Below are 12,235 nucleotides of genomic sequence, written 5' to 3' on the forward strand. Positions count from 1 at the left end.
AAGGGGTGAGCGAGATATTCGCCGCCGTCCTGATGATAGGGGTCACGCTTTCCCTCGGAGGCCTCGTGGCCGCGGGCGCCGCCAGCCAGTTCAGCCTCGGGACCCAGTCCGCTTCCCTGGGGGCGGCGGCGGTGCAGAGGTCCGCCGGAGCCCAGCTCAGCCTTGCCTTCGCGGCGGTCCCGCAGTCCGCGTCATGCCCCTCCTACAAAGGAGCCGAGGAGGGGACCACCCTCGTGGTCGGCCTGTTCGACTATGGCTCCGTCCCCTTCGACCCCGCGGGGTTCGCTGTCAACTCCACCGTGTACACCGGGAGCTTCGGCCCGGTAGCCGCCGGGGGGCTCGCCCAGTTCGCGGTCCCGCTCGGGACGTGCGTCCATCAGTCAGGGCAGACGGTGGTCGCCTTCGACGCCATGGGAGACGAGGTGCAGCTTGAGACCTAGGGGCCGGGCCGGGGTGTCCACCTACCTGGAAGTCTTCCTCCTGATAGGGGTCGCGGTGGGCGGGTCCGCCATCGTGATGAGCGCCGCGTCCAGGTTCCTGGGCCCCATGGGCGGAGCGGGGGTCGAGGTCGAGGGGGCCACCATAAGGCAGGGAGCCGACGCCGCCTTCGAGACCCTCGTGGTCGTCAACACGGGAGACTCCGCCTTTTCTTCGTTCGTCGTCAGCACCGCGCACCCTCCTGGGGGGGCGACCTTCTGCTACACCCTCGCCGACCTCTCCGGCGGGGGGTCCATCGGGTCCACCTGCCCTGCCATGCAGGCCGGACCAGGGAGCTTCCAGGTCGACTACCCCCTGAAGCCGGGGGCGGGGGTCGAGGTGGAGCTCCTGATGGCCGGAGGGGCGTTCTCGGTGGGGTCGGAGCACCTGGTGACCGTGACAGCTTCGACCGGGTCCCAGCAGAGCGTGGGCGCGCTGGTGGTCCCAGCCTAGGGGAGGGGTCGATGAAAATCAGAAGGAAGGCGGTGGCCTCGGTCCTCGGGACGGTCATATTTGTCCTCGTCTTCATGCTCGCCCTCGGCGCGATGGCCTACGAGTCCGGGCTCGAGTCGCAGGGGGCCCAATCGCAGCTCCAGGCGGACGCCCAAGCCGCGGCGAGGGGAGTAGAGCGGGTCGAGTTCTCCGGGAGCGCCTCGGCGCTTGCCGCGGTGAACCTCGGGGGGACCGGCGTCGTCTTCAACCATCTGATCCTGGACTACCCCAACGGCACGGTCTACGTCGTCCCTGCGTCGGCCGCCGTCCCTGCCGGGGGAGAAGAAGAGGTCGCGTCGCTTGTCCCGTCGGGGGCCTGCTCTCCCGGGAGCGAAACGTGCGTTGCGCGCTACGACTCCATAGTGTCAGGAGCCGCGGCCGGGAGCTCGGTGGGGCTGCTGACCTCCCTCGGGGACACGTTCTGGTACTACCCCGGGTCCTCGTCCGGCGGGGCCCCCGGTTATTATGGCACCGGGTCCGTGGAGTCCACCACGTCGACGACGTACGTGGGGACCCCAGGGCTCTCCTTCGACGGAGGCGCCGGTCAGACATACGTAGTCCAGTTCTACGTCGGCTTCTGGCAGTCAGGGACCACGTCGAACCCGGGGATGTTCGCCCTGTCGGCGCCGTCGGGGACGACGTTCATGTTCTGCGGCGGGACGGACTTTTCCATCGCGGGGTCCAACGCCGAGCCCCCTTCCAACGTGTGCACCTCGCAGCAGGGGGTGTCGCTCGGAGAGACCCAGACGTACCCGGGGAGCTGCACGTCCCCGTCTCTGGGATGCGAGTTCCTGGGGACGGCGTTCGTGACGTTCGGGCCGGCCGGGGCGTTCCAGCTGGAGTTCCAGGGGATGACGTCGGGGGCCGCGAACGTGATGGCCGACTCGTACCTGGTGGTGACCCAGGTCCCCTGACGCGCTCAGGCGCCGATTTCGATCCGCTGGGAGAAGAACCGCCGCGTCAGGCCGCTCGGCGGGGAGTCGAAATTGTCCACGCTCACCACCACGGGGAGGTCCCTCACGGCGTACCCCAGCATCAGGCACATCCGCGGCGGCAGGGTCCTCACTATGGCCTTGACGGTGTCCGCGTCAGCCATGGAAGCCTGCGACACCATGGCGAGGTCGGAGTCGTTGCTGAAGTTGTAGAGGAATATGTTGTCCACCTGGCGGTAGATCTTCTGGTCTATGGCGTCGGGCTGGTTGGTCACGAAGACGGTGAAGACACCGAAGTGCCGCATCCTTGTGATCAGGTCCTCCCAGTACGTGTCCCTCAGGTAGAGGTGCGCCTCCTCGGCGAAGAGGAAGACAGGGGGGATCTTCCGCCGCTCCAGGAGGTCGACTATCTTCGAGAGCATCAGCTCCACGACCATCTTCCTGTTCAGGGGCGAGACCCCGCTCAGAGAAACCACCAGGGTCCCTCCTTTCCTGTTCAGGGTGAAGAAGTCCTGGAGGTCGACCTGCAGGTGGGCCGAGTCGGTGAAGAGGCCGCATGAGGCGAGGGTGTGGTAGCGCGCGAAGAGGGCGTCCCTCACGAACTCGTTGCACCTCCACTGCTGTATCGCCGCCTCTAAAGACGCCAGCGAGAGCTCGTCCCTGCTGTCAAGCTGCTCCCATATCTTCACGAACTCCCTGAGGGAGGTCCCCGGCATGTCCAGGGAGTGGGAGAGGAGGTTGGTGATGGGGCGGAGGCCCACCGACGCGAGGGAGAACTTCAGGTCCCGCCCCGGCCTGAGGACCTTCACCTTCTGCCCCACCCCGGTGTCCGACCCGTCCTCTCGCTGCCCCACCGACCCGTATTCGTCGTTCAGGTCGAAGACCACCGAGTAGGCGTCGTTCGCGAGGAGCCCCCGCAGCAGCATCTTGGCCAGGTGGGACTTGCCTGACTCCTTCCGCCCCGTGATCACGGTTATCCTCCCATCCAGCGCCTCCGCGGGGATCCCGAAGGGGGACTCCCCGTCCACCGTGCCGACCCTTATCGTCCTCGACCCCAGGGGGGCCACCGTCCCCGCGAGGTCCTCGACGAGGAGCCGCGAGACCCTGGAGCTGGTCCTCGACGGCATCCAGTTGACCCTGGGGGTGAGCTTTCCGCCCGTTATGGTCCCCCTGGCCTTGCAGAGGAGAATCCTCATGTCGCGTATCAGGGTGGAGATCGTCGCCAGCCCGGTCGGGTCCGACGTCACCCCAGGGGCCGAGGCGGAGAGCACCTCTTCCCTGGATATCTCCTCCTCTATCCCTTCGACGTCGAGGTACCTCTCGTCGTAGACCTGGAGCACCAGGTCTCTTTCAGGCTCGGAAGCCACCAGGTAGTCCCCTATGCGCACCCTCTCCCTTGGAGAAGCTACGACGAGGATGTCGTCCCCCTCCTTCTTGAGTATCTTCGCGCCTACGCCCCTCCCTTGAACCCCCCGAGGGCTATGGTCCTGAGCGGGAAGGCGTGGAGCTGCCTCACGCGGAAGCGCTTGGCCACGAAGGCCTTCAGGGCCTGGTCGTCCGCCTTCGAGAAGATTGAGAGGTGGTGGGCGACCTTCAGCGAGTCCGGGTACCCTGAGGCGAAGGCGTCGTTCCAGAGTATCCTACCAAGGACCGCAGGATGAGGCTCGGCGGAGGCTATGTCCAGCCTGAACACGAGGCCGTCGGGGGCGAACTTCGCGAGGACCGTCCCCACGGACCCCCGGTCGACGGTGTGATAGGAGGGGACCCTGGCCCCCGAGAGCGAACTGACCAGGTCCTCCGACAGTATCAGGCTGCTCGACTTCGAGAACCCCACCATCGAACGGTTCGACCCCCTCCGGAGAGGGCCCGCCAGCTGCCCCATGGGGTGCTTGAGGGACCCGTCAGCCATCACTATCGTCCTGTCGTCCCCCTCGGAGAGGGCCTCAACCACACGCCGTTCGATCGTGTTCCGGATGAACCTCTCCGCAACTGCGTGGTCGGAGAGGAGCAGGTCAAGCTCGGCAGACGGGAGCCGGGGGGCGAGGCCGCTGAGCCCCGAAGCGTTCGCATAGACGAGTATCGGCCCCAGCCTGAAGAAGCGCCTGAGGGCGCCTTCGTAGGAGACGCCCACGGCGGTCCGGGCCGCGTAAAGGGACCCCTGGGATGTCTCCCCCACCAGGACGCACGTCGAGTCTACGGACGCGATTGGCCGCCCTTCTTTGACGGGAACTATGCACCCAGGGACCAATGACGCGTCCGTCGGCTCGAAGTACGGATACAGCTCCTTCCCGTACCTGCTGAAGACGAACGCCCTCCCCGAGAGCTCGCGTTCGGCGTCTTCGGAGAGCTCGGCGAAGGCCTCCTCGAACTCCCTGGCGAGGGAGTCGAGGGTCGAGAGCTGCTCGTCTTGGACAGGTGAGGTCGCTGTTATGGCCATCTTGCGCATCATGGCCTATACAACAAACAGTAGTTAAATATTGCGCATGCGCAACATGGACAACATCTATGAGCGCCGTCGCCTCCCGTGGGGCCATGACCACTGCCGCCCGGCTAGAACAGGTGGTCCCGTTCGTAGCCAGTTCAAATAGCCGCATCTTGGACAACAGGCGCAACACGATACAGATGTCCGAGAACCCCACCCCGACCAGCGTGACTGTCAAGCTGAAGAGAGGCGCATGGGAGATAGAGATCACCACTCAGGAGGGGAAGGTCCAGCAGGCGGTGGAGAGTGTGCTGGCAGGGATGGCCTCCAAAGAGCCCATGCTGGTGCAGGCGCAGGAACCGGAGGCGGCGCAGCGGAGGTTCGAGACCTGCCGGGGAGTCCTATTGACGATGTGGAAGGAGGGATGGTTCGCGTCTCCGAGGGCCCTTTCGGAGGCCCACGAGGAGATGAGCAGGCGGGGCTACCACTACGACAGGACCGCCGTCTCGCACACGCTGGTGGACCTGGTGCGGGAAGGGTCGCTCTTCAGGGACGGGAGCATGAGGAACTACACGTACATCCAGAAGCACCCGTTCAAGGCGCAGTCCGGAACTTCTTAGACAGCTGTTCGCTCAGCCTGCTGGCGCCGACGGTCGTTATCCTGTACTTCCCGCCCTGGTCGGAGCCGAGGCGCTCGACCGTGGCGGACTTTGTGAGCTCGCTCAGGCGCGAGCTTATGGTCTTGGGGTAGAGCCCCGTAGCGGCCTCTATCTCCCCTGCCCCCATGGCGTCCGACAGCAGTTTCCCGCTGAGGTTGGAGATCTTGGCAGCCACGAGCTGGAGCAGGATGACGTCCCTGTCGCTCAGCTTTTTGTCCTGGGTCCATACCCGCGGGCCTTCAGGGGTCACACGGACGTACTCCCTGAACATCTGGACGAGGTCGTTGAGGGAGTGGTTCACGCTGATCGCCCTCGCGAGGTCCATGTTGGGGATTATCTTGGAGACGAACTCGTGCAGGGAGCGCATGACCACTTCAGGCGGGCCCGAGAACTCGGTCCTGTCTTCCCCATAGCTCACGGACACCCGAAGCTCCCTATCGCTGGACAACCCGAACACGAGCCTTTCTGGTCAGGTTAAAATCAGTATCGAAGGCGGACGGGTCAGGAGAACGACACGGCCGACGAGTAGATGTGGCCGTAGCAAGTCATCAAGGAAGTACTCCCCGAGGTGAACGCGACGGAGGTGAAGCCGCCGTGCTTGACTCGTTAGCTGCCCTGTAAGGGGAGGTCGCCGAGCACCGGTGCTTCAGGGCCGGCCCACGGAAGCCCCACGGCGCCTGCGGACGTGTAGACATACTCCCCGTCCTCTGCCTTGAAGCGCCTAAGCTTCGTTGTCTTGGCCAGCCGCAGGAGGGCGACCGCCACAGACTGCTTGGGATAGTTCAGGCCGTACGACTGGAGGGCTTCCCTGACGTCCGAGAGTTTCCTCTTCTCTCTCCCCCAAGGGCCGGAGAAGAACTTCCCGATCACGTCAGCGAGCGAATCCCCCTTCTCTAGGGACACCGTCGGGAGCTCTGCGGCGCCCGCCACGGCAGGGTCGCTCGGGGAGTCCTGCGCCGGCTCCCTCGCGTCCAGGTGCTGGTCCCTGGCCTGGCTCGGGAGCTTCGCGGCGAGCTCCGGGACAAGCTCTATCGCTTCTCTCAACCGTTCAGGCTCGGCCTCCACCTCTGCTTCAGCCTGTCCCAGCTTCACCCTGATCTTCGCCAAATCGACCGAGCGTCTCGGAGGCCCTCAGGCCATTTAAGCTAGATGGGGACCCGGAAGTCTTCCTTTACGGTCGTCAAGACGATATGGGAGTTCGTCCGCTCGACGAAGGGCATCGCGAGCAACCCCTTCGTGAACCGGCTCAGCCCCTCCCTGTCCTTGCACTTCGAAATCACGATGGCATCTATCTCGCCGGTGACGTCATAGACGGCGAGGACCCCGGGGACCTTCGCGATCTCTCTCTCCATCTCGACCAGCTTCCCCTTGGAGACGATGATCTCCGTGATCACCGTGAGCTCGTAGCCGAGCTTCTGGTAGTCTACCGTGGCGGTGAACCCCCGCAGGACCTGCGACCGCTTCAGCCTCTCTATCCGGGCAGTGACGGTCGACGTCGAGACCCCCAGCTCCGAGGCAATCCCCCTCGCCGAAGTCCGCGAGTCGACGAGGAGCGACCTGAGCAGCTTCAGGTCCAGGTCGTCGAACGGTTGTCGAGGGTGAGTCGTGCCCGCAGCGGCGGCTGTTGGACGAACGGCGTGTCTTTGTGGAGGCAATCGACCAGACATATCGTCTGCTCCCCCCTCTGCTTATATCTTTTTGTGAGAAGGGGATGGGAGCTTGACGTTCAGAGTCACCGAAGACGGTAAGTTCGCCAGGCGGACCTTCTCCCCCGAAGAGGCGATGGGGGTGCTGAAGAAGGACGGGGCGAGGTTCGTGGAACTACAGTTCACCGACGTCCCGGGAAGGCTGCGCCACGTGACGCTCCCTGCCGAGATGATGGAGGAGGAGTTCTTCAGCGAGGGGGTCGCCAAGCTGGACGGGTCATCCGTGAAGGGGTTCGTGGACATACAAGAGTCAGACATGCTCCTGGTGCCGGACGCTTCCACGTACGGCGTGATTCCCTGGACCGAAGGCGCACTGAAGTCGGCCAGGCTGATCTGCGACGTCAGGGCGGGGTACGGGAGAGGGCGGTTCTCGAGGGACCCGAGGCACGTGGCCCAGATTGCAGAGCAGAAGATACGCGACGCGGGGTTCACCGACTCCCTCTGGGGCCCGGAGGTCGAGTTCTTCGTCTTCGAAGGCGCGACCTGGGAGGTGAACAACCCCTTCTCGTCGGGGTTCAAGATAACGTCGAGAGAGTCGGCAAACGAGTCCAGAGGGACCAACTTCCCCATCCGGTTCAAGGACGGGTACTATCCGGAGCAGCCAGTGGACACGTTAGGGGATTACAGGGGAACCTGCGTGAACTACCTGAGAGACGGGTTCGGGGTGCTGAGCAACGCCCACCATCACGAAGTGGCGACCGCGGGACAGTGCGAGATAGACGTGTACAGAGACGAGCTCGTCACCATGGCGGACAGCACCATGACATACAAGTTCGTGACCAAGAACGTGGCCAGTAGGATGGGCCTGATCGCTTCGACGATGCCAAAGCCCATCTTCGGCGACAACGCGGTCGGGATGCACGTCCACTCCAGCCTCTGGAAGAGCGGGAGGAACGCGTTCTACGACCAGGCGGACCCGTACGCCGAGCTGAGCCAGACGGCGAGATACTACATAGGAGGGATAATGGCGCACAGCAGGGCGCTCTGCGCCATAGTGGACCCGACCACCAACTCTTACCACCGGCTCGTCCCAGGATACGAGGCCCCTGTCTACATCGCCTGGAGCAAGATGAACCGCTCGGCCAACGTCAGGATCCCAGCCTATGAGAAGGGGTCCGAGGGGTCGAAGCGGGTGGAGTTCAGGACCCCCGACCCTTCGTGCAACCCTTACCTGGCGTTCGCTGCCATAACCGCGGCCGGCCTCGACGGGATAGGGAAGAAGACGGAGCCTGGAGACCCTGTGGACGAGGACATCTACAAGCTCACCCCTGACAAGAGGAGGGAGCTGGGTGTCGGGGAGCTCCCCGGGAGCCTGAAGGAGGCCGTGGAGAGCCTGAAGAGCGACTCAGGGTTCCTGGAGGGGACATTCCCGAGCGACCTGGTAGAGGTCATGATGGAGCTCGAGATGGACGCGTACAGGGCGGTCTCGGCGAGGCCGCACCCATACGAGTTCTACATGTACTTCGATTTGTAGAAGTCAACCTCAAGATATCGAAGTCCAAGTGCCGGAAGTCCAGATGCACCACGACTCGGAGTGAAGGTCTCCGGCAAGCAAGCGTACGATGCCCCAGTAGTGCTTTCCGAGCCAGCTGCACAACTTCCATCGGTCCCGTTGACCCAGAGTGGTTCGAGCGGTTTCAAGGCTTTCGCGTACCCACGGTGTGGGCTTGGTCTGATACCGATATCGACCACCCTCCGACAAGGCCACCTGCGCATCCCAAGACTAGTCTGGGGTCGATGTTCTCGTAGAGCTCGAGCCGCTCTTCCAAGACGCCTGCCCGTGCCTCCTTGACCCCCCTGATCCTCCCTACTCTGGCGGCGAGCTCGTCGGCCTCGACCACCACCTCGGCAGGAAGTTCGACCAACTCCTACGGGGTCCTCTTCGGCGGCCTGGTGGCTGCCCTGATCGTCGTGGTGCTCGCAGTTCTCTTCCTCTCCAGGCGGAGGACGCAGTAGCGACAGGCAGCATAGGGGAGCGCTTGCGGGCATCACCACACCCGGGTTGAAGGGCCGCATGACTGCGTCCTAAGTGACTTTGCCCTCTCTTCTGGCCTAAACCCCAAGTCTCGAACTGGCGGCACGCTGAGAGGTTGGAGGCCGTCGCGACGCGCTCGGCTTCGACGAGTGGTTCACCCGAAGAGCTCAAGACTTGTCGTCTTGCGCCGGAGCCTTCTCTTTGGCCGACTCGCCGAGGACCCTCACGTCTCCCCTCTCTTGCCCGATGCTTGTCCCGAAGACCTTCGCCGAGCCCGACTGAATCCGCACAAGACCCAATACCGCCCGGAACAGGGTCGATTTGCCCGAGCCGTTCGGGCCCACCACGGCGGCCTTCTCCCGGCTCTGGGCGCGCCTCGGGCTCTCGGGCCGATAGCTTTCAATAGTCTCCTGCGTCCGGCCACGACAGGACCCATGGACTTCATCCCTGTCAACAAGCCGATAATCGGGGAGGAGGAGAAGAAGGCGGTCCTCGACGTCGTCTCTTCCGGGATGCTGGTGAACCCCTCCTTCGAAGGGGGCGCCCAGGTGAGGGCGTTCGAGGAGAAGCTCAGGAAGCTCCTCGGCGTGAAGCACACCGTGGCGGTCAACTCGGGGACGGCCGCGCTGCACACCGTCCTGATGGCGCTGGGGGTGAAGCCGGGGGACGAAGTGGTCGTGCCGTCGTTCACCTTCCTGGCCACAGCCAACGTGGTCCTAGCCTGCGGGGCGAACCCCGTTTTCGTAGACATCAAAGATGATTACAACATGGACCCGGACGCGTTCAGGAAGGCCGTCACGAGGAAGACGAAGGCGGTCATCCCCGTACACGTCTACGGCTACCCGGCGGACATGGACGAGATCAGGGAGATCGCTGACGCGAAGTCGGTAAAGGTCGTCGAGGACGCGGCGGAGTCCCTGGGCGCCACCTACAAGGGCGTGCAGACCGGGAAGCTGTCGGACGCGGGGTGCTTCAGCCTCTACGCCACCAAGGTCGTCACCTCCGGGGAAGGTGGGGCCATCTCGACGGACGACGACGAGCTGGCGGAGCTGCTCAGGCTGGTGAGGAACCACGGCCAGGTGCACGGATACGACTCCCGGCACCTCGGGTACAACTACAGGCTCCCGGAGATGAGCGCGGCCCTGGCGTCGGTGCAGATGGACCGGCTCGACGGCTTCCTCAAGGCGAGAGAGCGCAACGCGAAGCACCTGATGGAGAAGCTCGGCTCGGTCGACGGGGCCGAATTCACCCAGGACTCTCCTGACAGGACGCACTGCTACTATCTGTACACGCTGCGCCTCCGGAAGAACAGGGACAGAGTGAAGGAGTCTCTGGCCGCCGCCGGCGTGGGGTCAGGGGTCTACTGGCCTGTTCCGGTGCACCGCACCCCGCTCTACCAGAAGCTGGGCTACTCGAAGAAGAAGCTCCCGCGGACCGAAGACGCGGCGAACCACGTCCTATCTATCCCGGTCCACCCCGGGGTGAGCCAGGGCGGCCTGAAAAGGGTCGGGGACGCCTTCCTCTCGGCTGCGAGAGAGCACCTGCGGTGAGGGCTCCAGGTCCGGTGTCGCCTTGAAGGCCCTGGTGTCCCTTATGTGCCACCCCGAGCGGGAGCCGAAGATACAGCTCCCTCCGGATGGGAGGTACGACGCCTTCGTCAACAGGATCCCCAACTACGCGGAGGCCTACAGGGCGGCGATCGCCAGGGCGATGGACGAGGGGGCCGACCTGGTGACCGCGGACACCGACGGCTATCACCCTCCCGGAGAGATAGCGAAGCTCGCGGCCGGGGACTTCGGCGAGGGCCCCGTGCTCGTGATCCCCTACAGGGAGAACATCGGCATCCAGTCCAGGTCGTTCTCGCTCTTCTTCTCCTTGATCGGGCGGAGGCGGGTCAGGGACGCGACGGGGGGCCTCTGCAGGCTCTCCCTTGACTTTATGCGATCCCTCCCTCCCCTGAGGTCGGACGACATGACCGTCCACATCGAGATCCTGAGGCACGCGGCGAAGTCGGGGGCGAAACTGGTCCAGTACGGGTACCTTGCGAGCTCGAACGACGAAGCAGAGTCGAGGCGGACGGCGCACTACCAGCTGAGGCTCATCTGGGCCGCCCTGAAGTGACCAGCCCGTCTCGAGGGCCGAGGCACCGCGCCAGCGGGGGCGCCAGAGGGTCAACCCCGCGGAGCAAGACAGAAATACGAGGTGGGGCGGGCGAATCCAACCTTGAGCACTCAACCCCCGCCAGTAGCCCCGGCACCTGAGACCCCTCCCAAGGAGGCGGCGCCGCCCAAGGTCTTCGCCGCGGCAGTCTACGAGTGCGTCAGGTGCGGGACCAAGACCACCCAGGAGGAGCTGGCGAAGCTCCCTGAGGTGAAGTGCATCTGCGGCTACCGGGTCTTCAAGAAGGCCAGGCCGATGGTGGTCAAGCAGATCAAAGCGATCTGAGTGAGAAGGCTGAAGTTCGGCGATTGCATAAGCAGAATACTAACCATTTAACTACCCCTCTCATTCGTGGCGTCTGACGCTTGTACCTGATGCAGAGCAAGGAGAGGGCGGCGATTCAGGGTTACGGAGCTTACGTCCCTTACTACAGGCTCCCGACCACTGAGATCGCGAAGGTCTGGAAGGGGGGCGGCTCGGGGCCCAACGTCGAAAAGGCCGTCGCCGCCATGGACGAGGACACGGTCACCATGGCCATCGAAGCGGGGAGGTACGCCATGAAGATGGCAGGGACGGAGAGGCTCGGGGCTGTCTTCGTCGGGACCGAGTCGAAGCCTTACGCTGTGAAGCCGACCAGCACCATCGTAGCCCAGGCGCTGGGGCAGCACCACACCCTGGCGGCCGACCTGGAGTTCGCCTGCAAGGCCGGGACCGAGGCGATGCAGATAGTCACCGGGCTGGTGGGCTCCGGGATGATAGATGCTGGGCTCGCCATAGGGATGGACACCGCGCAGGGGCGCCCGGGGGACGACCTGGAGTACACAGCCGCGAGCGGCGGGGCCGCCTACGTCATCGGGAGGAGGGACAAGAAGTCGGTCGCCGTGATAGACTGCAGCACGTCGTTCGTATCCGACACAGGGGACTTTTGGCGCAGGGCCCACGAGCGGTACCCCCGCCACCTCTCGAGGTTCACCGGGGAGCCGGCATACTTCTACCACATCGAGAACTCTGTCAACACCCTCTTCAAGGAGACGGGGCACAAGCCTTCCGACTTCAAGTACGCCGTCTTCCATCAGCCTAACCCGAGGTTCCCGGTGGAGGTCGCCGCCAGGCTGGGGTTCACGATGGAGCAGATCAAGACGGGCCTGCTGAACCCCCTCATAGGGAACACCTACGCCGGGAGCTCCCCGATAGGGCTCGCAGCCGTCCTGGACGAAGCCAGCCCCGGGGACAAGATACTCCTCGCGAGCTTCGGGTCCGGGGCGGGGTCCGACGCTTTCTGCATAGAGGTACTGGACGGGATAACAGCGACCAGAGGGACAAACCCCACCGTGAAGTCGATGATGGAGCGGAGCACCAAGATCGACTACTCGACCTATTCGAAGTTCCGCGACAAGCTCCACAAGTAGGCG

The 12,235-nt window shown here is 64.3% G+C and carries 15 protein-coding genes and 1 pseudogene; 9 read left to right on the forward strand and 7 right to left on the reverse strand.

What is annotated here, in order from left to right; translation table 11 throughout:
* The first annotated feature begins 5 nt into the window (after window positions 1-5).
* The 3 genes from JRN21_04050 to JRN21_04060 are packed head-to-tail and all read left to right on the forward strand — an operon-like array spanning window position 6 to window position 1,883.
* The gene (locus JRN21_04050) at window positions 6-440 is read left to right on the forward strand and encodes a hypothetical protein (protein MDG6988480.1); all 435 of its coding nucleotides are present in this window, start codon (window positions 6-8) and stop codon (window positions 438-440) included.
* Complete coding sequence (locus JRN21_04055) at window positions 430-930, forward strand: hypothetical protein (protein MDG6988481.1); 501 nt, start codon at window positions 430-432, stop codon at window positions 928-930. Before JRN21_04050 ends, JRN21_04055 begins: the two co-directional genes overlap by 11 nt.
* Window positions 931-941: 11 nt before the next feature.
* Window positions 942-1,883: a hypothetical protein gene (locus tag JRN21_04060; protein MDG6988482.1), complete on the forward strand. Its 942-nt coding sequence runs from the start codon at window positions 942-944 to the stop codon at window positions 1,881-1,883.
* A 5-nt stretch (window positions 1,884-1,888) separates the two neighbouring features.
* On the opposite strand, the gene JRN21_04065 is transcribed toward JRN21_04060, so the two are convergent.
* The gene (locus tag JRN21_04065; GenBank protein ID MDG6988483.1) at window positions 1,889-3,289 is read right to left on the reverse strand and encodes an ATP-binding protein; all 1,401 of its coding nucleotides are present in this window, start codon (window positions 3,287-3,289) and stop codon (window positions 1,889-1,891) included.
* Between the two features lie 62 nt (window positions 3,290-3,351).
* Complete coding sequence (locus JRN21_04070; protein MDG6988484.1) at window positions 3,352-4,338, reverse strand: hypothetical protein; 987 nt, start codon at window positions 4,336-4,338, stop codon at window positions 3,352-3,354.
* A 68-nt stretch (window positions 4,339-4,406) separates the two neighbouring features.
* Here JRN21_04070 and JRN21_04075 point away from each other — a divergent pair, with 68 nt between their 5' ends.
* Entirely contained in the window at window positions 4,407-4,943 is a 537-nt protein-coding gene (locus JRN21_04075; GenBank protein ID MDG6988485.1) for a hypothetical protein, read from the forward strand.
* On the opposite strand, the gene JRN21_04080 is transcribed toward JRN21_04075, so the two are convergent.
* The 3 genes from JRN21_04080 to JRN21_04090 form a co-directional block, all read right to left on the reverse strand.
* Window positions 4,918-5,430 (reverse strand): hypothetical protein, encoded by a 513-nt coding sequence (locus JRN21_04080; protein ID MDG6988486.1) that lies wholly within the window; start codon window positions 5,428-5,430, stop codon window positions 4,918-4,920. The two genes, JRN21_04075 and JRN21_04080, sit on opposite strands and share 26 nt — an antisense overlap.
* A gap of 158 nt (window positions 5,431-5,588) precedes the next feature.
* Window positions 5,589-6,089, reverse strand: a complete 501-nt coding sequence (locus JRN21_04085; GenBank protein ID MDG6988487.1) for a hypothetical protein — start codon at window positions 6,087-6,089, stop codon at window positions 5,589-5,591.
* A 38-nt stretch (window positions 6,090-6,127) separates the two neighbouring features.
* Window positions 6,128-6,649, reverse strand: a complete 522-nt coding sequence (locus JRN21_04090) for an Lrp/AsnC family transcriptional regulator (GenBank protein MDG6988488.1) — start codon at window positions 6,647-6,649, stop codon at window positions 6,128-6,130.
* Between the two features lie 115 nt (window positions 6,650-6,764).
* Between JRN21_04090 and glnA the strand changes: the two genes are divergently transcribed.
* Window positions 6,765-8,162: a type I glutamate--ammonia ligase gene (gene glnA, locus JRN21_04095; protein MDG6988489.1), complete on the forward strand. Its 1,398-nt coding sequence runs from the start codon at window positions 6,765-6,767 to the stop codon at window positions 8,160-8,162.
* Window positions 8,163-8,325: 163 nt separating this feature from the next.
* Here glnA and JRN21_04100 read toward each other — a convergent pair whose 3' ends face one another.
* Window positions 8,326-8,553, reverse strand: a complete 228-nt coding sequence (locus JRN21_04100; GenBank protein MDG6988490.1) for a hypothetical protein — start codon at window positions 8,551-8,553, stop codon at window positions 8,326-8,328.
* A 277-nt stretch (window positions 8,554-8,830) separates the two neighbouring features.
* Window positions 8,831-9,067, reverse strand: a complete 237-nt coding sequence (locus JRN21_04105) for an ATP-binding cassette domain-containing protein (GenBank protein MDG6988491.1) — start codon at window positions 9,065-9,067, stop codon at window positions 8,831-8,833.
* A 30-nt stretch (window positions 9,068-9,097) separates the two neighbouring features.
* Here JRN21_04105 and JRN21_04110 point away from each other — a divergent pair, with 30 nt between their 5' ends.
* From JRN21_04110 to JRN21_04125, 4 genes and pseudogenes are all read left to right on the forward strand, one after another.
* Window positions 9,098-10,213, forward strand: coding sequence for a DegT/DnrJ/EryC1/StrS family aminotransferase (locus JRN21_04110; protein ID MDG6988492.1), 1,116 nt, complete (start codon window positions 9,098-9,100; stop codon window positions 10,211-10,213).
* A gap of 22 nt (window positions 10,214-10,235) precedes the next feature.
* Window positions 10,236-10,784, forward strand: a complete 549-nt coding sequence (locus tag JRN21_04115; GenBank protein MDG6988493.1) for a hypothetical protein — start codon at window positions 10,236-10,238, stop codon at window positions 10,782-10,784.
* Between the two features lie 189 nt (window positions 10,785-10,973).
* Window positions 10,974-11,108 (forward strand): annotated as a pseudogene (locus JRN21_04120) (RNA polymerase Rbp10).
* An 89-nt stretch (window positions 11,109-11,197) separates the two neighbouring features.
* Window positions 11,198-12,232 (forward strand): hydroxymethylglutaryl-CoA synthase, encoded by a 1,035-nt coding sequence (locus tag JRN21_04125; protein MDG6988494.1) that lies wholly within the window; start codon window positions 11,198-11,200, stop codon window positions 12,230-12,232.
* The last annotated feature ends 3 nt before the right edge of the window (window positions 12,233-12,235 follow it).

The sequence above is a fragment of the Nitrososphaerota archaeon genome, from assembly GCA_029785825.1.
GTDB lineage: Archaea > Thermoproteota > Nitrososphaeria > Nitrososphaerales > Gagatemarchaeaceae > UBA183.

Coding starts and splice junctions, on each gene's coding strand:
- JRN21_04060 (MDG6988482.1), top strand. CDS start 942: ATGAAAATCAGAAGGAAGGCGGTGGCCTCGGTCCTCGGGACGGTCATA.
- JRN21_04070 (MDG6988484.1), bottom strand. CDS start 4,338: ATGGCCATAACAGCGACCTCACCTGTCCAAGACGAGCAGCTCTCGACC.
- JRN21_04075 (MDG6988485.1), top strand. CDS start 4,407: ATGAGCGCCGTCGCCTCCCGTGGGGCCATGACCACTGCCGCCCGGCTA.
- JRN21_04090 (MDG6988488.1), bottom strand. CDS start 6,649: ATGTCTGGTCGATTGCCTCCACAAAGACACGCCGTTCGTCCAACAGCC.
- glnA (MDG6988489.1), top strand. CDS start 6,765: ATGGGGGTGCTGAAGAAGGACGGGGCGAGGTTCGTGGAACTACAGTTC.
- JRN21_04110 (MDG6988492.1), top strand. CDS start 9,098: ATGGACTTCATCCCTGTCAACAAGCCGATAATCGGGGAGGAGGAGAAG.
- JRN21_04125 (MDG6988494.1), top strand. CDS start 11,198: ATGCAGAGCAAGGAGAGGGCGGCGATTCAGGGTTACGGAGCTTACGTC.